Genomic DNA, 17,519 nt, shown 5'->3' on the forward strand with positions numbered 1-17,519 from the left:
ATAGATGTTGGCGAATATGGTAGAGTATGATTTGGCGTGTGAAGTCTGTCGCGGCGCAACCAATCTGGCTCTAGAGAAAGACGGATTTCCAGTGCGGCGGTGCGAACAATGTGAGTTTCTGTTCGTGTCGCCGCGGCCCGCGCTTTCAGTGGTGATTGATCACTATGCCAAGAATTATCGTGGCGCGACGGAGACCTTTTACCCGAAAGCCTTCGATCGGAAGTGGAGAGGGTTCTGGCAAAGCCTCTTGTTCATTCGCTACGTCGCAGGCCGCCGCATTCTTGATCTTGGTTGTGGCGGCGGCTTCATGGTGGCGGCACTTGGCCGGTTTGCCCGCGAGGCGGTTGGTGTTGATATTTCCGAAAACAGCATCGCCTATGCCAAGCGTGAGTTTCCACAGCACCGCTTCTACGCGGAACCGCTGGCCGATTTCGCCAGTCGCGGCGAGCAGTTTGATTTCGTCTTTTCGTCGGAAGTGTTGGAACATGTTCTCGATCCGCACGAGTACATGATGACGCTACGCGAATGTGTCAGGCCGCAGGGCTTTGCCTATATATCCGCGCCGGACGCGGGCCATTCGGCCGTGCCGGGTGATCTTGCGCGATGGGGTGACATCTGCCCGCCCGAGCATCTGCAATGGTTCAACGCCAAGAACATGGGGATGCTATTTGCGGATTACGGGTTTGTACAGCACCGGCGTTATCGCTCGAAAACCCCGTCTCACTCTGTGATTTTTCAAAAGGTGTCGGGATAACCGATGGCCCTGGCATGTGTATCTCTCGCCGCCTCTCATTATGGGGTCAGTGTGCCGGCGATCGAAGCGGTCATATCCCGCCCCGCAAGTGCGGGCGGGGTGGGTCCAATGCACATACCGGGCGCGTGGCTTAGCATCCTCGGCCGCGTCGGGTTTGAGCCCGCCAAGGTCATACATGACCGCTGTACGAATATCGAAGCGGGGGCGTGGGTTCTGGCGTTCGATCAGATGCAGTCAGGACTCAAGGCCGCCGCCCCGGAAACGTCGCCTGCGCCAGAGCTACCAGCCGACGCAAAGACGAGTGACCGTCCGGGTGAAGTGACCGCAGCCTGTATCCAGGGCGCGGCCCGGTTTTATCATCTACCCGTCGCCTTGTTTTCTGCGGTTTTGCGCACCGAGGGCGGCGTTGTTGGGCAGATCCATCACAACGCCAATGGCAGCTACGATATGGGGCCGGCACAGATCAACTCGACCTGGCTGCCGACGTTGGCCCGAGCCGGAATCTCACGATCGATGGTGCTCAATAATGGCTGCCTTAACGTCTCGCTGGGCGCTTGGATTTTGGCGCAGGCGATGGCGGGCGCCGATCCGCACGATCCCGCGCAATACTGGCAGCATGTGGGCGACTACAACTCACATACGCCACAATGGAACGAAAAATATGCGCGCACAGTATGGAATAATCTAAAGTGATAGGCTTGAGAGTATCGCATTGAAATGCTATTCCTGATTGCGGCTTCACCGCTTGCAACAGGAGATGTTTCATGAAAAAGGCGCTTTCCGTTCTCGCTCTATCCGCGGTCCTCGTTGGGCCAGGCATCGCTCATGCCGCTGTCACCATGCCGCCCGTGGCGGTGAATCTTGGTGTCGGCACAGAAGGTATCGGCGGGGGCATTTCAACCCAGCTCGTGCCCCACACCTTGAATCTCAATGTCGGCCTGTCCCGGTTCGGGCATAATTTCAACTTCACTGCCGATAACGCACATTTCAGTTCGCACCTGCGGCTTGGCGCGATCCCTGTCGTTCTCGCGTGGTATCCGTTCCACGGGAATCTATCGCTCGATGCCGGCGTGTTCATCAATCAGAACCAGGTCTCGGCGACGGCAACCCCGGACGCCGGCGGGGTCTATACGATCAATGGCGATCGCTACACGGCGTCTGAGGTCGGCTCGATGAGCGGCAAGACCCATTTTAACCGGGTCGCGCCCTATGTCGGAATAGGCTGGGGCAATCCCTTCGATGGCGGCCGGTGGACCTTCTTGGCCAATGCAGGCGCCATGTATGAAGGCAATCCGCAAGTGCGCCTGAGCGCAACCGGCGCGGCGAGCAATCCGAAGCTCGCGGCGGATGTCGCCGCAGCCCAGCATTCGGTCAACTCGAAACTCAATTTTCTGAACTGGTGGCCGGTCGTCACAGTTGGCGTCGCATACCGCTTCTAAATTACTCCCTCCCGGCGTCGTCGCATTCGCTGTCGTCGCCGGGAGGCATAGTGTCTATTGTTTCGTCTATCGCTGGCAGCCGCAACAGCTCGAAAAGCGGCATCCCCACAAACCGCGCGAGCAGAGCCATCCTTTCGATGGTCGGATTGGCCGCGCCGTTTTCAACCGCGCTGAGCAACGGCTGATTCACCTTCAATCTTCTGGCCGCCTCGCGCTGGCTTAAGCCAAGCCTCTCCCTTGCCGCCTTGAAATTCGCGCCAAATACAGCCCGCTCAGGCGTTGGCCTCGGCTTTCGCCGCTTGTCTGGTATTTGCCCTCGGATCACCATGAAGTCCCGCCTGATGAAGCCGGCGGCGCTGGCGCCGCTGGCAGATCACTGTAGCGGAAACCCTGAAACAAAAAAATGCCGGCACCAGGTGCCGGCTTAGAGAGACGCCAAGGAATGGGGGGTTAGTAAGACGGCCGATTATCGGGCGTCGAGCCGACATACCGCTGATAGGCGGCAATCCAGTTCGTAGCGATCATGGTTTGGGCGTCCGCCAGAGAAATTTCATGGTTGCAGACCAGATGGTTGAGACGATTTTCCAGTCGATCCTTGGCGTAACTTCCCCACCCTCCTGCTGCTTGGTGCGGCTCCGGCCAAAGATTTTTAGGCGATGTTGGTGATCCGCCGAGTTCCAGGCTGACCAGGTGATCTTCCTCATAAGCGCCCAAGCGCCGATCGGCGTAGCCATATTGCCGGATCTGGTCGCGTTTCAGCCGTTCGGTGTAGTCCTCGTCCGGCCGCACCGTCCGCGTCCATCCCCGCCGGCAAATGGTGTTGTAAAGATCATCTGGCGTGACCATGCTGTTGAGAGCACCAGGCGTCAGGGCCGGGTTGGGTAGGCCGGAAAGCGAGCTGACCTGCCCCAACGCCGGACTAGAGGTGGCGACATTGCTGAAACCAAGGCTCGGCAACTGACCATCGGACAGACTGTTCTTGATCGCTTGAGCCAGCCACGGGTGATGCACGACATACAAACCAAACAGAAGGATGCCTATGCCAAGCAGATGCGAACGGGGTCTATAGCGGTAGCGCATCTTATGCTCGGTGGCTGGCAGCGAATTGGATGACAGGACGATGATCCGGCACGTCCGCAAAGGGTTCATCATGAACTCGTCGCTTAAGTCCACCGGCCATAACCCACTCTGCCCCTTTTTTCACAGGGAACGTGGCAATCCGCTTGGCGATCAGGCCCGCCAGGAAGATACCGCCGAAATAGAACCAGAATATCAGCCCACGCTCGTTCCAGGCGATCAAAGCCAGGACAGTCTCACTGATCCACCCGATCAGCAGGAAGCCGAGCAGGACAGTCCAGCTCAACCGCACGATCGCAACGATGACGCCGGCCAACCCCAGCAATACCGTGAAAACCGGCTCGACCAGGGTGAACAACACAAACTCGTCCAGAAGTTTCGTCTTGCCACGCATAACACATCAACCCTCCATCCAAACGCCGAAAAGGCATAATGCCGAAAAGGCATAATGCCATAGATACCCCAAAAATACAAGGAAAACCGTCAATCGCAGCGGTTATTCGCGAGGCATCTTATGCCGACCGCTCCGCTATTTTCTGTATTGGCGTGCAAGGCATTGGCGGCAGACCGTACCCGGACGCGGGGAGGGCTGCCGCATCACCAGCTAATCCATTTCCTGTTCAACCTCGATGCGCTCGGCTTCCTGCTCCGCGCGAGGTGCTAGAACCGCCTGGGCTTCGGTCTCAACAATGTCCCGTGTGGCGTCCCGCGTTGCATCGTTCGGGTTCTGGCCGAGCGCAATCATTTCATTCTCGCGGGCGATTTCGCGATCGACCCGCAATTCTATCATCGCCACCGTCTGCCGCTCCTTGAACTCGCGCATAGCTTGTTCTTGCCCAACGCTCTGGCGGTGATCGTTCCAATCGGCGGACTGTCCGCCAGGTCCGGCGGGGGGAATGACAACGGGGGCACCGATGGCTCGGCCGGCCGCCTCGGCCTTTTCAACCCCAATATTGGGCATCGGCCGGCCATCTGGATAGGTTTTTCTGGTCAAGGCTTCATCGTTGTCAGCGACGATAATGATCATCCGGTCGGGCCATTTTTCCCGCGCGGCTTCTGCTACCGGCAGAAGATTGCTCGCATTGAATGCGACAGAGACGGCTTCGCCGGTCATTTGGTGGATCGTCGCGCCGGTAGCAAACCCTTCGGCAATGTAGAGGGGTTTGGTTGGATCGTTATCGCCAATCATGTGTTGGCCGCCGGCGATTTTACCGCCCTTCATGAACCCCTTGGTGCCGTCAGCGTCGATCGTTTGAAGCGAAGCGATTTTGCCTTCATAGTCGGCGATCGGCACCATCAGGCGGCCGATGGCATCCTGTTTCAGCCCATGTGCCTCGATCCCTTTTCGGGAAAGATATTCGTGTTCGGTGACGGCCTGCGCGTCCCGGAGCTGTGCGACCGCCTTATTGGCGGCTTCCGCTTGCTCTGCGCGGATGGCCTGGTCGCGCTCTTGCCGTCGCTGAGCGGCCTCGGCGGCGAGTCTGGCGGCGGCATCCTTGTCCATCGGCGCATCGAGGTCGGATTTCCAGTTGATTTTCGCGCCCGTTTTGAAGTTTTGAATCACACCGGCCGGTCGGCCGTCGAGATATCCGACATAGGCGCCGCTACGCTGTGCGCCGCGATCGCCATCAACGGCCACACGATGGATCGTGCCATCCATGACGGGCGCACCTTGCAGTTTGAGCCCTGCCGTTCGCAGAGCCTCGGCGAACGCTGTCTGTGGGTCGGCTGTTGGCTCTGCGGTGATGTTGTTCGTTCCCTCAATCCATCGTGAGAACGGGGCCGGATCTACTGAGGCGCCAATCCACCAGGCTTTGGCCGCTTTATCCCAGCGCGCGCCAAGCCCGCGGGCTTCATCTTTTTCGGCATAAGGAACGGCTAGATACCGGCGTTTGTTGTTTGCCACTTCTGTCTCCTGCTGCTCAAGAAGGTCCGGCTGGCGCGCGATGCTGCGGGCCGGCTTGCGGGCCTCAGCTTCGACAGTCTCGTCAGTGGTCACGTCCTTGGCTTTTTCAAAGGCCAAGACATAATTCATGATGTTTTGCGCGGCGGTGGAGGCACGAAAAATCTCTTGCGGATCATTTTCGAGCGCTTTGATCCATGAGCCGACATAAGCAGCGTGTTGCCCTGGATCATGCCCAATGCCGAGTTCTTCGCCCAACATCATGCTGGCGATTTCGGCGCGAAGTTCTTCACGGGCGTAGCCGTCAGAACCAAAAGGGTGCGCCATATCGCGGTTGAGCCGATCGGGATGACCTGTCCAGTGCCCCAGCTCGTGCAGCGCCGTGGCGAAAAAACCATCAAGGGCTGGTGTGCCGTCCTGCGCCACGAATTGCCTACGGTCGGGGACCGTGATCTCATCGGTGGTGAGGCTGTAATAGGCCCTGTCCCCGGACACTTCCCGAATGAGGGCCTGTGACGCCTCAAGCAATCTGGCTGCTCGTTCATGGCGTTCTTCCATCGGCGGCACGGGCCTGACCTCGGCCGGCGACAACCCGTCGATCTGCGCCGCGTTAAACACGGCAGCACCGCGAATCAGCGGCTTTTCGTGCTGGATGATTTGATAAAGAGGATCGCCTTTCTCGTTTTTGAGGGGCTGACCAGCATCATTGGTCATCGCAACACGGCTTGTCCATTGCCAGAATTGTATTTTGGTGCTCGTTTCACCGCGCCGCACCTGCGCACCGAGCTTTTCCGCCTGCACATAAGTCAGCCAGCGATTGTCGTCATAACCTCGCACCTGGCCAACCGCATACAAATAAAGGGAATTGGCCCCTTTGTAGGGAACGCCTGTAGAGCCGTTATACGGCAGGCTGCGGTCAGCGCCAGGCTGCCAGGGCTTGATCCATGGGGCGGTCCCATCTTTCAATTGCTGGATGAGAACCCCAGCAACCTTTTCCGCATAGTCATTGCTGGCCATCGTCTTGCTCCTCGATATCGATGTCTGAATCGATCGCGTCATCGAGAGATATCGCGTCCTCGACAAAAGCGCCGAGTTGATCGGCAAGATCGTGATCGATCTCGACCACGTAACCGGGCCGCATAATGTCGGCAGGATCTGTTGAACGGAGCTGTCGCGGCGGGTTCATGAATTGTCCTTTCGATAGACCGTCATGGAAGGTGCGGTGGTAGATCCGGCTTTGACGGTGGAAGCCTGATCTGCGTGGGAAGCGGTATCGCCAGTGCGATAGACGGTCATCGGCGCCGTGGTCAGTGTGCCAGGCAGGCGGATGGTCATATGATATCGAGCGACATACCCATTTAGAAATCCTGCTGTAAGGCTGCCCGTGTTGTAGGCCGATAAGGCCGCCGCCAATGCCCGCTGGCCGTGCTGGCCCGCCGCAAGCGCATTCTGGTAGTCGTCGGATAAAATCGTGGCGCCGGCGCGGATGTTCTTGCAAGGGTCAAGCATATCGCGGACCGTGACGCCGAGACTGGCGAGGTTCGTGCTGTCCACCTGCATGAGACCGATATCGACGCGATGGCCTCGGGCGATGAAATGCTGTGCGATCGCTTCTGCATCCGCGCGCGATGTCGGTTTGAACCGGCCAATACCATTTACATCGATGGCGAGCGGATCGTCGCCACTCTCAACCCGGATGACCGCAGCCAGGGTTGGCGGCGCGATATATGGCGCGCAAGCGGCATATGCGGCGATCATCGCTGGGTCCAAACCGGCCGGACGATGGCCTTGATATCGGCGACCGGCACCGGGCCGAAATATCGCGCGTCAAAACTGAGGGGCGAAAATGTCGAGAGCAGCCATACTTGATTGGGTGCAACGACATAGTTCCCGAATGGGTAATGAGGCAAAGGCCGTCCGCGCGGATCGCGCGCGGCCGGGGCGGTGTTCGGCAATAACCGCCCATCCACCGCAATCCCGGCGGCTGAATAGTGAACGGCCTCGCCCGCCACGGCTTCAACCTGTTTCAAAACTGGTACCGTCCCGTCAGGGCATGTGCCAGTAGCCAGGTAGTGGCGGATGACGCCAAGATGGATGATGGGAGACATTGGCGGACACGCGGCCACATATCGGCCCGGCGCAACCTGCGCCGGTTCCCGCTTAACCACGAGATACAGCCCCTCGGGCTCCGAGCTGGTGGTGTTCAGCATCACGGGTTTGGCGCTGGCTACCGCAATAATGCCAGCGCCTAAAAGGAATGTGATTATGCCCGTCCGTCTCGTGTTCACGCCGGCGTCGCTCCCCCCGTCCGGGTTGCAAAGCGCCGCCTGCCGCTGGCGACAGGAGCGATATATCCTGAATTGCTCTGTGGGCCTGGCGCGGGTGGAGAAGGTGGAGCCGTGTTGTCAGAGTCGGCGTGTGCGATCGGCGGAACGGTCGCGTTCTCTGCGATTACGGGAATCTCCCACCAAAGCGCCTGCGTCGCTCTGATCGGGTTCGCACCCCGTTTCATGATTAGAATTTCGCCCGGCGCTGTCACCATGTTGTTCGCGTCTTTAGTTGGGCCAGGCAGCCGCGTGGTTTCATCTTCGGTCATCAACGGCCGCTTCTGATAGCCCATTGATTGATTTGTATTGTGCATCCCCATACCGAAGCGATGACCACTCAATTGAACATTCTCGATGGCTACGGTTGTGACGCCAAGCCGCCAGGAGAGCCACTTGGCGGTATCCTCATCATTTGGCGCAAAACTCATCTGGATCTCGCTTGCGCCTAGAATGGGATTGTCCTTGCCGTATTGCTTGTTGATTTGGGTGATCGATTGCCAAATACCGATGATTTTCACACCATATTCGCGAAGCTGTGTCAGCGCATTCGGTAATGCGTTGATCTGTCCGACATTGCCGATTTCGTCGAGCAGGATCATGAGAGGCCGCTCATGCGGAATTTTGGTTTTGCCCGCTTCCGGGCGGATTTCCTTGCGGGTCGGTATCTCGATCATCATCGAGAGAATTGTCGTGAACAAGCCGCTTAGCCGCTGCAAGTTACTTTCCCCAGGCGGCAGGACCAGGAAAAGAGCAATCTTTTTTGGTCCATTCATAAGATCATCGAGCTGAAAGTGGCTCTCGGCCGTGGCCGCTTGCACCAGTGGGTCTTTTGCCGGCGCCAGTTTCTGGTATGCGGTTTCAAAGATATTCGCGTCGGTGCGCTCTGATTTTGCCCCCTTCACCGCCATAGCGCCCTGGTCAGCGATCCATTGGTGGCGCTGGCCGTCGGGGCCAACGTCATTGTTCATCAAGGCGTTGTAGAGATCGGCCGTGGTCGCGGTGGCTGTGCCGAAGATCGCCACGACATCAGCAAGAGTGGCCTTGCGGTTTTGTTCTTTTCTCACCCTGTAGATGACGTAGAGAACGACAGTCGCGATCAGGCGAGCCGCCCCATCTGTAAAAAAGCTGTTGTCGCTTCTGGCGTTTGGCGGCAGTAGTGATTTTGAAAAATTCTCGGCGTCACCAGTTTCGTGGGGCGTGCCGATACGGATCGTGTCGAGGATATTGATGCCGATTGTGTTCTCGTCATTCGGCGACCAGCGCAGCACGCGATAGCCCTTTTTCGCTAGGAAACCGCTTGCCATGGCGTGCAGGCTTCCCTTGCGGTCCAGTACCACCATGGAGGAATCCCAGGTGTTGATCGCATTGAAAACAAAGGCGACTCCTTTACCGGAGCCGGGCGGTCCGAATAGCTGAATATGCTCGATCTGAGCGTGCCTCAAACTATAGGTGCGCGTGCGCTTGATGAAACGCCCGACTTTCTCTTGCCAGAGCGCAAGTAAAACACCCGTTGCCTTTCCTTCGTCCCCGACCGCCGGCAGCAACCCGGTTTCCTTACGAATCTCGTCGGCATTCGCAAGAAACCGGGCGGACCCGTGAACGTCATTGAAAACCGTCAGCTTGCGAGTTGAGATGCCCACGACGATGACCGCGCCACCAAGCACAAAAACCGTGACGACGATGAAAATCCAATAAGCGTGCGCGAACACAGGCGGGTCTGCCCGATAGTATTTGAACGACCAGGCAATCCAGGCGAACGGCGGATAAATATGTCCGGTTAACGGTCGCCCGAGGGCCGGAACGTAGCCGAGCGCCTTGGCAATCCAACTGCTAGCCACAAAGCCATAGGCGAAAATAGTAATGAGAACAGCGAGTGCTGCTGCACTCGCTGTTCTCAGGCGATGGGTTGTGTTGCGATAAACCGCCATCAATCGATCTCCATGTCGTTATCCCGACCCCGCTCGACTGGTTTCCCGGTCTGGTTTTCGGCGTCTTGATTCATTGGCTCGCGGATCGCCATTATGTCAGCCCGGTCGCCCGGCAATAGCGTATAAGCGATGGCGGCGGGTTGTCCACTGATATCCTGCACCAACGTCTCATTGCCTTGTCGCCAGATAGCTACATCAACGCCCCGCAGCCGAAGGGTTGCAACAAATGTTGCTTCACCAGCATCGGTTTCAGCTAATGGCCGATGAAAAGTCATGTCACCCGGTTCTGGCCACGCATTGCGGTTGGCGATGAACATTGCCAATGTCTGTTGGCGTCTCTCGGGCACTGTGAACCCTTGTTCCTCGTCCAGCTCGCGGACCCGACGATCCCGCTCGGTCTCCATAGCCGCATCAGCGAACCGAATATCGAACCGCCCCTGGACGGCGGCATCGAGCAGCGCCCGCTTCTGATCCGCATTACCATCCACCGCGAGCGGGGCACCGTTCGCACGATCACGGGCCATTTCCAGAACCAGGACGGCAGCGCCACGGGACGGCTGAGGCATGGTTAGCCCATCCTTTTTCTCCACGACAGCGCCACCATCAGGCAACCGATAGGTGGCATCGCCGTTGCGAGACATTTTCGGCTTCACGCCAAGCGCGGCAACAGTCTTTCCGGCGTTTGCGGGGCAGCGAACCAGTGTGTCGGTAAACCGGGCCTGCTTTGTCGCCATACCCCGAAGCGCATTAACCGATGCGGTGTCACCCATTTCAGCTTGCTGGCGGAGCCAATCGGGCCAGCTCATAACGGTGTGGCTGGCCCTTGCCGCCTCCCGCTTTGTCGTGGTCGCCTCACGATGCCGCCGTAGGACGCTGGCCTGCTCGCGTTTCAGCGCGTCATAGCGAATGCGGGGGTCAATCCCCATTGTAAGCTTAAGGCGCTTGATTTCGGCGAATTTGGCGGCGTAGTGCGCAGATACAGCGTCACGATACCGCCGATCATGTGCGTTGATATCTGCAATGGCGAGACCACGATCCATCAGGGCGCGGTCCCGCTGCTCGACGTAGCGAGACCAAAGTGTCTGATCCACACGCTTTTCAGGTGGAACCGCCCGGATATAAACCGCCTCGGGCGCGGCCCGCCCGGTTTCTGCAGAAGCCGGTGCGAATGCACCATGCCGATCAACCAGGCTTTTGAAGGATAGCGAACGGTCAAGATCGCTTGCCTTCATCATCAAGGCCGGTTCGTCGGCCTTGGCAATGACCAGGCCCGCGCCGCGCGGTCGGATTTCGAGCCCATAGCGCGCAGCGGCCTCGTGCAATGATTGCCACCCGCCTTCGCCCTGTCCGGCTGCAACCAGCGCATCGCCCGCGACGCGGCGGACCCAAGCAACAAACGGCTCCTGTGCCGTGTGAGTCTCCATCGTTTTCGCGGCCTCCGGCGTGCGCCCGCCCCTTTCGTTGGGAATCTCATGGCTGGTTCGTTCCAGGCCATGCTTTACCTCTAGCCCCGCCGCCAACTGCGCCAACGTCGTGTGATCCCGAAAAATCTTCGCTGCTTTGAACGTCTCTGGATGAATCAGATTGATCGCCACATGCAGATGCAGATGTGCCTTGTCGTTGTGCAGCGCAGAAATCCGCTGATGAGCCCCAAGGCCAAGGCCCCGGACCAGCGTGTCCTCAATGTCCTCGATCTGCTCGCGCGTTGGCGTCTCGCCCGGCGGAAAGGCGATGACCAGGTGGTAATTCGGATCGGCCTTCGAGCGGGTGTTGAGAGCCTGGGTTGCGTCGATTTCCGATATGGCGCCCCGGACGGTCGCAGCCTGACAGTTCGTGACGCGCGTCCATTCAACCCGGTCAGCGTGCCGGGATTGATCAGCGATGTAAGACCCAAGGGCTTCGACGCCGCCGTCTGGCGTCGGCCCGCTGCCTGGCACAACAGGGGCAATGACGTATTGCCCCAACCGGCGGAAGCCGCCGGCCCGTGTGGCCTTTGGAGGAACGCGCCGGACGATCATAGCCGCTCCATTTCCTCGTCCATGCGTGTGATCGTCGCGGAAATCTGACCCAATACCCGGTCCACCTCGATCGCCGCCGCTCCGTCGCCGCGCCGTTCTGATAGCCAGAGCTTCAACAGCCCCCCTAGCCGCCCGAGTTCGCCGGTGAACCCGGCGAGGGCGCGAACCGCGTGCTTGTCAGCCTTTGAACGGATCTCGCCGTGTAGAGCGGCGGCCCGGAGATAATCGCTCAAGCGCATGTCTACGGATGCCGCACGGGTCTCGACCAAGGCCCGTTCGCGCAAAGAGCACCTGAACCGGAGATAGGTTTGGCGAGGCTCCTTCTCCGCTCTCGGCTTCCGCGTGCTTGGCCGTCTCATTGGTGTCATCCCCTTTCCTACTGGCGCTGTGCGCCAGTTTCTTGCCCGTCGAGCCGCAGGCGAGTAAGGTATAGCCCATCGTGTTTGTGACTACAAACACCCATCTTGCCTGCTACTCCAAGTATGGAGATCGTATGGGCATTGATGGTCTCTCGTTTGGTTTTCGTTGGTCGAGGGGAGAAACGAATGATATCCAACGATATCCAACGATCTGCAAATGATACCCATGGAAATCCGTCGATCAACGAATGATATCCAACGATATCCAACGATAATAGCGACGATTGCCATTGCGCTCACGGTTCGTCGTCGGGTATAGAAATTTTGTGAAAAATTCCGCTTCAAAACCCCGAAAGGGTGCAATGAAGGTCGTGCTTCATGCGCTGCGCCCGGAAATTGAAGCCGGGCTGGCGGCCCATAAGCCCGTGATTATGATCTACGACGAGCTGAAAGACCGCATCCCGTCTGGCTACGAGTGGTTCCGACAGTTTGTGGCCCGTGAAATTACCGGCAAAGCGGGTTCGCGGGGGGGGCGTGTCACCAGTAAACCGTCTCCGCCTGCCAGGGCAGCCTCTTTGGACCAGCCGCCAGCGCTACCCATACCGCCCTCCCAGCCATCCCCCTCATCTCAAAATCAGGAGCAACCGAATGGCCAGCCAAGCCAAACCCGCCACGAACCAAAGCGATTTGTCACAAGAGTCCCAGACATCGACAGACTCGTTTACGGAAGTAAGGGGAAACCGAAAGAATGAGGTTCACTTAGTCTTGCAGGGTAAGGGTGGTGTCGGAAAATCATTTATAGCGACTCTACTTGCCGACTTTTTTTCAACGCGAGTATCGCAACTTCGTTGCTTTGACACTGACCCGCAGAATCCCACGTTCACGACGTATAAGCAATTCAATGTCGAGCTGGTCGAGATACTAGGGCAGGATCATTCAATTGATCCGAGCCGGTTTGATCGTCTGATGGAAGCGGTCACCGCTCCGGATATATTTTCGATCATAGACAACGGTTCATCGACATTCCTGCCCTTGATGAACTACTGCGCCGAGAGTGGTGCTTTTGAAGTGTTGGCCGATTCGGGAAAAGAGGTAGTGCCCCATATCGTTGTTGCTGGTGGTGACGCCGCATCTACGACGATAGACGGATTTGAGCAGTTGATGAACGGTCTGCCAGAGACGATTCGCCCGGTCGTATGGCTTAATGAGCTTCACGGTCCCGTCGCCCTAAAGAATATAAAGTTTGAGGATCTCGGAGTGGTCAAGGAGTTTTGGGGGCGCATCCGTTCTACCGTCGTTTTACCGGCGCCACGAAGCCAGATGTTCGCTCGCGATATCCAGGAGGTCCGCAAGCTGGGCATGACATTCGGCCAAGCTGCGGCTGGCGAACCGCGGCCTGATACCGGCGTGCCCTTCTTCGTGATGGAGCGCCAGAGATTTAAGATGATGCAGCGCCAGATGTTCGAGGAAATGCAGAAAGGATCTGTGTAGTGCCCGAGGGAACGGTATCGCCCGAGGCCGTTGCAGTTAAGATCGACGTAAAGCAGCTTGTCGATGATGTTTTTAAAGAAACCCGACAAGCGCTCTCATTAGATGACCCGATCATCATCGCTGCTCTGCTTAACCACCGGCTTTTGGAGGGTATGGTGGACCGGGTTGCGGCGATGGCTGGGACGGCAGCCGCAAATGCGGCTGACCGACAGGTTCGAATACTGCTTGAGAAGCACAATGAAGGCTTCGGCCACCGAGCGAATGAGCTGTCGGAGATGCTGGAAGAAAACATCGCCGCAGCTTTTCGTGACGGGATCACGCTTCTGAGCGGAGCGACAGAGGGCTCCGCTCAAGCAGTCGGGCAACGCACGCTAGCTCAGATTGATCAATTCAGCCGTGTCGTTCGCCGGGTTGAATACATCGTTTATGTGACGTTCGGTGGGCTGGCCATCCTGGCCATCGGCATCGCGATCGGGCGCTTCTTTTAGCCGGTTGCCCTTTCGGCGGCCGGCCAACTCTCATCAATCAGAACGCGGTAGGGTATGCCGATCCGGCGCGGCGACGAGCGGCGTCGCGCGATGGCATTGCGGATATATCGCGACGCCTCCCTGGCATCGGTGAAAGATCGAGTAATGGTCCGGCCCTGCCCGCCGATTCGACCGTAGGTAATTTGAACCAGGTAGCGACCGAATAGGTCGAGCTGGGCATCGAGCTGCCAGTGTCGAAAACAATTCCGGCCAGGATCGCGAGCTTCCAGATGAAGCCGCCGGCAGATGCTCATGGTATCAGGCGGCAACCTTGCGGCCATGGGATGAACGTCGCACGGCATCATCATAGTTTGTGGCAACCCGCCCGGCGCGATCGATCAGGTCATGTTCTGCGGCGGTCGCCACGGCCCGCGCGAATGTTTCAACCGCTGCTCTGGCGGCGGGGCTTAGCTCTGCGATCACGTCGGCCAGGTTGTCACTGCTTGGCGGAACAGCCGACATTATGGGGATTGGATGAGCAGCGGCCTCGCGGCGCTGGCGCGCGAAACGCTTTACCGCCAGCGCGTCATCTTGGGTCGGGACTTCAACCTCGACCCTGACCACATCACGGTTGGCGCGGTAGCGCCGAACACGCTCGGTTGATCGCGGACTGATCGCGTGCCCCGTTTCCGGAAACGGAGATTGTGCGGCGTTTCCGGAAACGCTCACTTGTCCATCTCCGCGAGCTTTTCCGCGAGAATATCAGTCACGATCTGCTGAATGCTCTGGCGCGTATCAATCCGCATTTGCCAGAGTTTGCGATGGATCTCCGGCGGCAGATTGACGCGGATCATCGCGACATTGGTTGCTTTCGCTTTCCGTGTGCCCGCGCCCGGTGCGGGCTCCGGAGCTTCCTCAACGGGTGAAGGTGGGCGGCGGGCCATGAAAACCTCTTTCAGCATCGCGACGATATTACCATCAACTGCCAGGACGATAAAGGAAAAACCGGCAAAAAGACAAACGGGATTAGTGGCATTGGGGCTCGGCCGAGTGCGGGGCCTTGCGCCGTAGAGCCCAAATGGTGCGGTCGAGATTGAGTTCGCCGGCTTTCGCCTTGGCGATCATTCCATGAAAATATCCGGCTGGCCCGCTTTTGAAGTGCTCGGTCGGCTTAGCTGAGACGATCGCAAGCGCAATCGCGGCTCTCTCCCGTCCGATTGTGAGGCAGGCATCGCCCCATAGCGGTTTGGACACGCCGAGGTCGTGCCGCAGCCAGTCTGCGGCTTCGACTAGATCCGTCCAGCGCGGGGCCGGTGTCGTCAGATATGGGCGGAGCCGTGGGGCCAGGCGCACGATTTCGTCGGGCGTCACAGTGCCATGGGCTCCACGGTCTGTTCGTGCTGTTCTTGCTTTTTCCGGTCGGCCTTCACCGCCCAGGTCGGTCGGCGGGGGTGGGGTCGCCGGAAGGGCGCTACTCCTTCCCAATGCCATTACTGTATCCTGTAAAGGATTTAAGGTTGGTTTGTAGTTGTAATGGTGGGGCACATTCTCGTGCCCCTTGGGGGACATATTCACAGTGGCTTGGACATCGGCCGGCTTGCTTGTGCCGTATGTCAAAGCGATTTCGAGAGCTTCCCTGGCCGTGGCCGCCAGTGATTCAAGTTCAGAAACAACATGGGCCAGTCGCTCCGATACCTCTATCTGTCTGAGGGTTTTCGCTGTTTGATCGAACGCCGCTTTGAGAGCGGGGATTTCAGGATCGCGGATGCCTTGTTCCTGATAGGTCTCGAAGGTCTGCCGCAGGCTGTTCCTGGCGATGGAGGCTCTGCGCCGAAGCTGGGCCATGGCGGTGCGTTCCTTTCGGCCCTCGTCAGCGATCGCGATAAATTCTGGCATCCGAACCGCCATAGGCGATAGATCGAAACCATACGCCTCGATGATCCGGCCGGTGTTGGCGGGAAGCCGTCGCCCATAGCGTTTGCCATTGGGGCTGTCCTTCATCACGATCAAGCCCAGCTCGGCGAGTTGCCGGTTAAGCCGTTTCGCGTGGGTCGGCGTGACACCAAGGTCCGCACTTTGCAGTGCGGCGCTTGGCCAGACGATAGGCCGCGCTCCGTCGCGCCAGTCTTGAGGCTGCGTAAACCGGAACAGCCAATCGATCGCGTGAACAACACGCGCACCGATACCCATATGCGGCGCAGCCGCTTTGAAGGCCCCCAGGATGGCGCTTGGTGTGGCATCGGTTCCTTTGAATGCGGCCGCAAATTGATCGGCGGGAAGCATCCTGGTTGTCAGCCGCCTGGTGCCTGCTTGTCGGGTTCGGGTCTCTGATCCTGCTGGTATTTCCACGGTTCTCTCCTTTGAGGTGAACCGGACGCAGGAAGTGCGAGGTCGGAGCCGACAATTTTGGCAAAAGCATCCCCGCTGCAAGAATGGGCTTGCATTAACGATTGAGATGTTGGATAAACCGCATTGCGAGTGTCGGTCTAACCAGTTTTGCTATTTTGACGGGTCCGGGTTTGGGGTGTGCTTCCTCAATCCGGGCTTTGTCATTTTAGGGGTAAATCGGCTCGAATCTCCTTCTTTGCTCGGTTAGGTTGCGCAAGAGTCGCGCGTATCGCGGACCTTGAGGCAAAAGTTCTGTCACGTCCAGTCCATTGTATGAAGGCGGGCGAAAGAAACCACGTACCGACTTGATAAACAACGGTTTCATGCCAAGCCATAATGTCTAGGCGACGACAGCTACGACTCCTGATTCGTGGTGTGGGTAGAGTCGCGAAATCGGCTTTGCGCGATATCCGCCACGACTCGATCCGTAGGAACATCGAATAGGAACGCTACAAAGATCGCAAGCTCCATCTTTCTGATGCGGGCGGGATCGGTCGGGGGCGTGAGCCGCGTTCTGATCCACTCCACCGCCTGGCGGTAACTGGCACGTCGCATTGGACACTCGCATAAGTGGTAAAAGGCAAATTAGGCAACAGATAAAACCGGCTATACGGCAAAACGGCAAAAGGGGAAATAAAAAACAGCACGCCGCGAATGGGGCCTGTGGCCAGAGCAGGCGGAGGATGAAACATTCCGGCTATGCCGGAATGTTCAGTATCTCTCGCGCGCCTTACGGCGCGTCTGACTCCAACGGAAAATCAGTAGTAGGGGCGCAGGACGATGGTCAGGCGCGGCCAGGCGGTGGCGATTGTCGCGACCGCGCGCCAGGGCGACCAGTCGGCCGACCAGAACTCGAAGATCCGTGTGGTCGCTGGATCAACCCGGAAATGAGCGGTCCGGTCGCAAACCCGCCGCAGGCTCCATGTCGTGCCCCAATGCTCCCACATCCAGCGCATCGAGGCTGCCGCGTCTGAGCCAAGCGTGAGGATTGAGTCGGGGACGGGCACCAAGCGGTGCAGGTCAAAAGGACAGCGGCGTGTCTGGCGGTAATAATGCTCAAGGGCGAGCTGATCATCACGCCAAAAGATATCCCGCATCTTTCCGGCCAGGAGCCTTGCGTCGTGAATCGCTATGGAGCGTCGGCCGAGACGATCCGGCCGGATGAGTAAAATGACCAGGTGCTCGACTAGCGCATCATAATCGCGGCGCCATGGGACAACACCTGGCCCTGCCGCCGCCTCGTTAAACCGGGCCAGGTCATCGACCGGCCCGGTGACGGTCAGACGGTGATAAAGCCAGTCGGGCGATGGCAGGGCGAGAATGTCCAGGCTGTGGCGATCAGCGGCAACGCGGTGATCGCCGTCCACG

20 protein-coding genes are annotated in these 17,519 nt (G+C 58.5%); 5 read left to right on the plus strand and 15 right to left on the minus strand.

Annotated features, from left to right (window positions below):
* The first annotated feature begins 4 nt into the window (after nucleotides 1-4).
* From AB7D48_RS14460 to AB7D48_RS14470, 3 genes are all read left to right on the plus strand, one after another.
* Nucleotides 5-754: a class I SAM-dependent methyltransferase gene (locus tag AB7D48_RS14460; protein WP_427980471.1), complete on the plus strand. Its 750-nt coding sequence runs from the start codon at nucleotides 5-7 to the stop codon at nucleotides 752-754.
* Between the two features lie 108 nt (nucleotides 755-862).
* Nucleotides 863-1,447 carry a transglycosylase SLT domain-containing protein gene (locus tag AB7D48_RS14465; protein WP_427980473.1) on the plus strand — a complete coding sequence of 195 codons (585 nt, stop codon included), beginning with the start codon at nucleotides 863-865 and terminating at the stop codon, nucleotides 1,445-1,447.
* Nucleotides 1,448-1,518: 71 nt separating this feature from the next.
* Nucleotides 1,519-2,193 carry a hypothetical protein gene (locus AB7D48_RS14470; protein ID WP_427980475.1) on the plus strand — a complete coding sequence of 225 codons (675 nt, stop codon included), beginning with the start codon at nucleotides 1,519-1,521 and terminating at the stop codon, nucleotides 2,191-2,193.
* Nucleotide 2,194: 1 nt separating this feature from the next.
* Here AB7D48_RS14470 and AB7D48_RS14475 read toward each other — a convergent pair whose 3' ends face one another.
* From AB7D48_RS14475 to AB7D48_RS14520, 10 genes are all read right to left on the minus strand, one after another.
* A complete protein-coding gene (locus tag AB7D48_RS14475) occupies nucleotides 2,195-2,521 on the minus strand; it encodes a helix-turn-helix domain-containing protein (RefSeq protein WP_427980477.1) in 327 nt (108 codons plus the stop codon).
* A gap of 122 nt (nucleotides 2,522-2,643) precedes the next feature.
* Nucleotides 2,644-3,273, minus strand: coding sequence for a hypothetical protein (locus tag AB7D48_RS14480; RefSeq protein ID WP_427980480.1), 630 nt, complete (start codon nucleotides 3,271-3,273; stop codon nucleotides 2,644-2,646).
* 1 nt (nucleotide 3,274) lies between these two features.
* Complete coding sequence (locus AB7D48_RS14485; protein WP_427980483.1) at nucleotides 3,275-3,664, minus strand: hypothetical protein; 390 nt, start codon at nucleotides 3,662-3,664, stop codon at nucleotides 3,275-3,277.
* Between the two features lie 210 nt (nucleotides 3,665-3,874).
* Nucleotides 3,875-6,190: a zincin-like metallopeptidase domain-containing protein gene (locus AB7D48_RS14490; RefSeq protein WP_427980486.1), complete on the minus strand. Its 2,316-nt coding sequence runs from the start codon at nucleotides 6,188-6,190 to the stop codon at nucleotides 3,875-3,877.
* Entirely contained in the window at nucleotides 6,177-6,314 is a 138-nt protein-coding gene (locus tag AB7D48_RS14495) for a hypothetical protein (protein WP_427980489.1), read from the minus strand. Before AB7D48_RS14495 ends, AB7D48_RS14490 begins: the two co-directional genes overlap by 14 nt.
* A gap of 41 nt (nucleotides 6,315-6,355) precedes the next feature.
* Entirely contained in the window at nucleotides 6,356-6,931 is a 576-nt protein-coding gene (locus AB7D48_RS14500) for a lytic transglycosylase domain-containing protein (protein ID WP_427980492.1), read from the minus strand.
* The gene (traF, locus tag AB7D48_RS14505) at nucleotides 6,928-7,461 is read right to left on the minus strand and encodes a conjugative transfer signal peptidase TraF (RefSeq protein ID WP_427980495.1); all 534 of its coding nucleotides are present in this window, start codon (nucleotides 7,459-7,461) and stop codon (nucleotides 6,928-6,930) included. The genes AB7D48_RS14500 and traF overlap by 4 nt, the downstream gene beginning before the upstream one ends.
* On the minus strand, nucleotides 7,458-9,428 hold the full coding sequence (locus AB7D48_RS14510; protein WP_427980498.1) for a type IV secretory system conjugative DNA transfer family protein: 1,971 nt from the start codon (nucleotides 9,426-9,428) through the stop codon (nucleotides 7,458-7,460). The genes traF and AB7D48_RS14510 overlap by 4 nt, the downstream gene beginning before the upstream one ends.
* Complete coding sequence (traI, locus tag AB7D48_RS14515; RefSeq protein WP_427980501.1) at nucleotides 9,428-11,446, minus strand: TraI/MobA(P) family conjugative relaxase; 2,019 nt, start codon at nucleotides 11,444-11,446, stop codon at nucleotides 9,428-9,430. Before traI ends, AB7D48_RS14510 begins: the two co-directional genes overlap by 1 nt.
* The gene (locus AB7D48_RS14520; RefSeq protein ID WP_427980504.1) at nucleotides 11,443-11,814 is read right to left on the minus strand and encodes a plasmid mobilization protein; all 372 of its coding nucleotides are present in this window, start codon (nucleotides 11,812-11,814) and stop codon (nucleotides 11,443-11,445) included. Before AB7D48_RS14520 ends, traI begins: the two co-directional genes overlap by 4 nt.
* 639 nt (nucleotides 11,815-12,453) lie before the next feature.
* Between AB7D48_RS14520 and AB7D48_RS14525 the strand changes: the two genes are divergently transcribed.
* Both AB7D48_RS14525 and AB7D48_RS14530 read left to right on the plus strand, forming a co-directional pair.
* Nucleotides 12,454-13,296, plus strand: coding sequence for a hypothetical protein (locus tag AB7D48_RS14525; protein ID WP_427980507.1), 843 nt, complete (start codon nucleotides 12,454-12,456; stop codon nucleotides 13,294-13,296).
* Nucleotides 13,296-13,784: a hypothetical protein gene (locus AB7D48_RS14530; RefSeq protein WP_427980510.1), complete on the plus strand. Its 489-nt coding sequence runs from the start codon at nucleotides 13,296-13,298 to the stop codon at nucleotides 13,782-13,784. The genes AB7D48_RS14525 and AB7D48_RS14530 overlap by 1 nt, the downstream gene beginning before the upstream one ends.
* Here the strand turns inward: AB7D48_RS14530 and AB7D48_RS14535 are convergent.
* The 5 genes from AB7D48_RS14535 to AB7D48_RS14555 form a co-directional block, all read right to left on the minus strand.
* Nucleotides 13,781-14,077, minus strand: a complete 297-nt coding sequence (locus AB7D48_RS14535) for a WGR domain-containing protein (protein ID WP_427980512.1) — start codon at nucleotides 14,075-14,077, stop codon at nucleotides 13,781-13,783. The genes AB7D48_RS14530 and AB7D48_RS14535 overlap by 4 nt on opposite strands.
* Nucleotides 14,078-14,081: 4 nt before the next feature.
* Entirely contained in the window at nucleotides 14,082-14,492 is a 411-nt protein-coding gene (locus tag AB7D48_RS14540; protein WP_427980514.1) for a hypothetical protein, read from the minus strand.
* Nucleotides 14,489-14,707, minus strand: coding sequence for a hypothetical protein (locus AB7D48_RS14545; protein ID WP_427980516.1), 219 nt, complete (start codon nucleotides 14,705-14,707; stop codon nucleotides 14,489-14,491). Before AB7D48_RS14545 ends, AB7D48_RS14540 begins: the two co-directional genes overlap by 4 nt.
* 82 nt (nucleotides 14,708-14,789) lie before the next feature.
* Nucleotides 14,790-16,112 carry a plasmid replication protein RepC gene (repC, locus tag AB7D48_RS14550; RefSeq protein ID WP_427980519.1) on the minus strand — a complete coding sequence of 441 codons (1,323 nt, stop codon included), beginning with the start codon at nucleotides 16,110-16,112 and terminating at the stop codon, nucleotides 14,790-14,792.
* A 797-nt stretch (nucleotides 16,113-16,909) separates the two neighbouring features.
* The gene (locus AB7D48_RS14555) at nucleotides 16,910-17,518 is read right to left on the minus strand and encodes a hypothetical protein (protein WP_427980521.1); all 609 of its coding nucleotides are present in this window, start codon (nucleotides 17,516-17,518) and stop codon (nucleotides 16,910-16,912) included.
* Nucleotide 17,519 lies beyond the last annotated feature (1 nt).

Origin of the sequence: Acidocella sp. (genome assembly GCF_050253495.1) — a bacterium.
Classification (GTDB): domain Bacteria; phylum Pseudomonadota; class Alphaproteobacteria; order Acetobacterales; family Acetobacteraceae; genus Acidocella.

What these genes read in the sequence shown, in the direction of transcription:
- AB7D48_RS14460 (WP_427980471.1), top strand. Translation starts at nt 5, where the DNA reads ATGTTGGCGAATATGGTAGAGTATGATTTGGCGTGTGAAGTCTGTCGC.
- AB7D48_RS14465 (WP_427980473.1), top strand. Translation starts at nt 863, where the DNA reads ATGCACATACCGGGCGCGTGGCTTAGCATCCTCGGCCGCGTCGGGTTT.
- AB7D48_RS14470 (WP_427980475.1), top strand. Translation starts at nt 1,519, where the DNA reads ATGAAAAAGGCGCTTTCCGTTCTCGCTCTATCCGCGGTCCTCGTTGGG.
- AB7D48_RS14475 (WP_427980477.1), bottom strand. Translation starts at nt 2,521, where the DNA reads ATGGTGATCCGAGGGCAAATACCAGACAAGCGGCGAAAGCCGAGGCCA.
- AB7D48_RS14480 (WP_427980480.1), bottom strand. Translation starts at nt 3,273, where the DNA reads ATGCGCTACCGCTATAGACCCCGTTCGCATCTGCTTGGCATAGGCATC.
- AB7D48_RS14485 (WP_427980483.1), bottom strand. Translation starts at nt 3,664, where the DNA reads ATGCGTGGCAAGACGAAACTTCTGGACGAGTTTGTGTTGTTCACCCTG.
- AB7D48_RS14490 (WP_427980486.1), bottom strand. Translation starts at nt 6,190, where the DNA reads ATGGCCAGCAATGACTATGCGGAAAAGGTTGCTGGGGTTCTCATCCAG.
- AB7D48_RS14495 (WP_427980489.1), bottom strand. Translation starts at nt 6,314, where the DNA reads ATGCGGCCCGGTTACGTGGTCGAGATCGATCACGATCTTGCCGATCAA.
- AB7D48_RS14500 (WP_427980492.1), bottom strand. Translation starts at nt 6,931, where the DNA reads ATGATCGCCGCATATGCCGCTTGCGCGCCATATATCGCGCCGCCAACC.
- AB7D48_RS14510 (WP_427980498.1), bottom strand. Translation starts at nt 9,428, where the DNA reads ATGGCGGTTTATCGCAACACAACCCATCGCCTGAGAACAGCGAGTGCA.
- traI (WP_427980501.1), bottom strand. Translation starts at nt 11,446, where the DNA reads ATGATCGTCCGGCGCGTTCCTCCAAAGGCCACACGGGCCGGCGGCTTC.
- AB7D48_RS14520 (WP_427980504.1), bottom strand. Translation starts at nt 11,814, where the DNA reads ATGACACCAATGAGACGGCCAAGCACGCGGAAGCCGAGAGCGGAGAAG.
- AB7D48_RS14525 (WP_427980507.1), top strand. Translation starts at nt 12,454, where the DNA reads ATGGCCAGCCAAGCCAAACCCGCCACGAACCAAAGCGATTTGTCACAA.
- AB7D48_RS14535 (WP_427980512.1), bottom strand. Translation starts at nt 14,077, where the DNA reads ATGAGCATCTGCCGGCGGCTTCATCTGGAAGCTCGCGATCCTGGCCGG.
- AB7D48_RS14545 (WP_427980516.1), bottom strand. Translation starts at nt 14,707, where the DNA reads ATGGCCCGCCGCCCACCTTCACCCGTTGAGGAAGCTCCGGAGCCCGCA.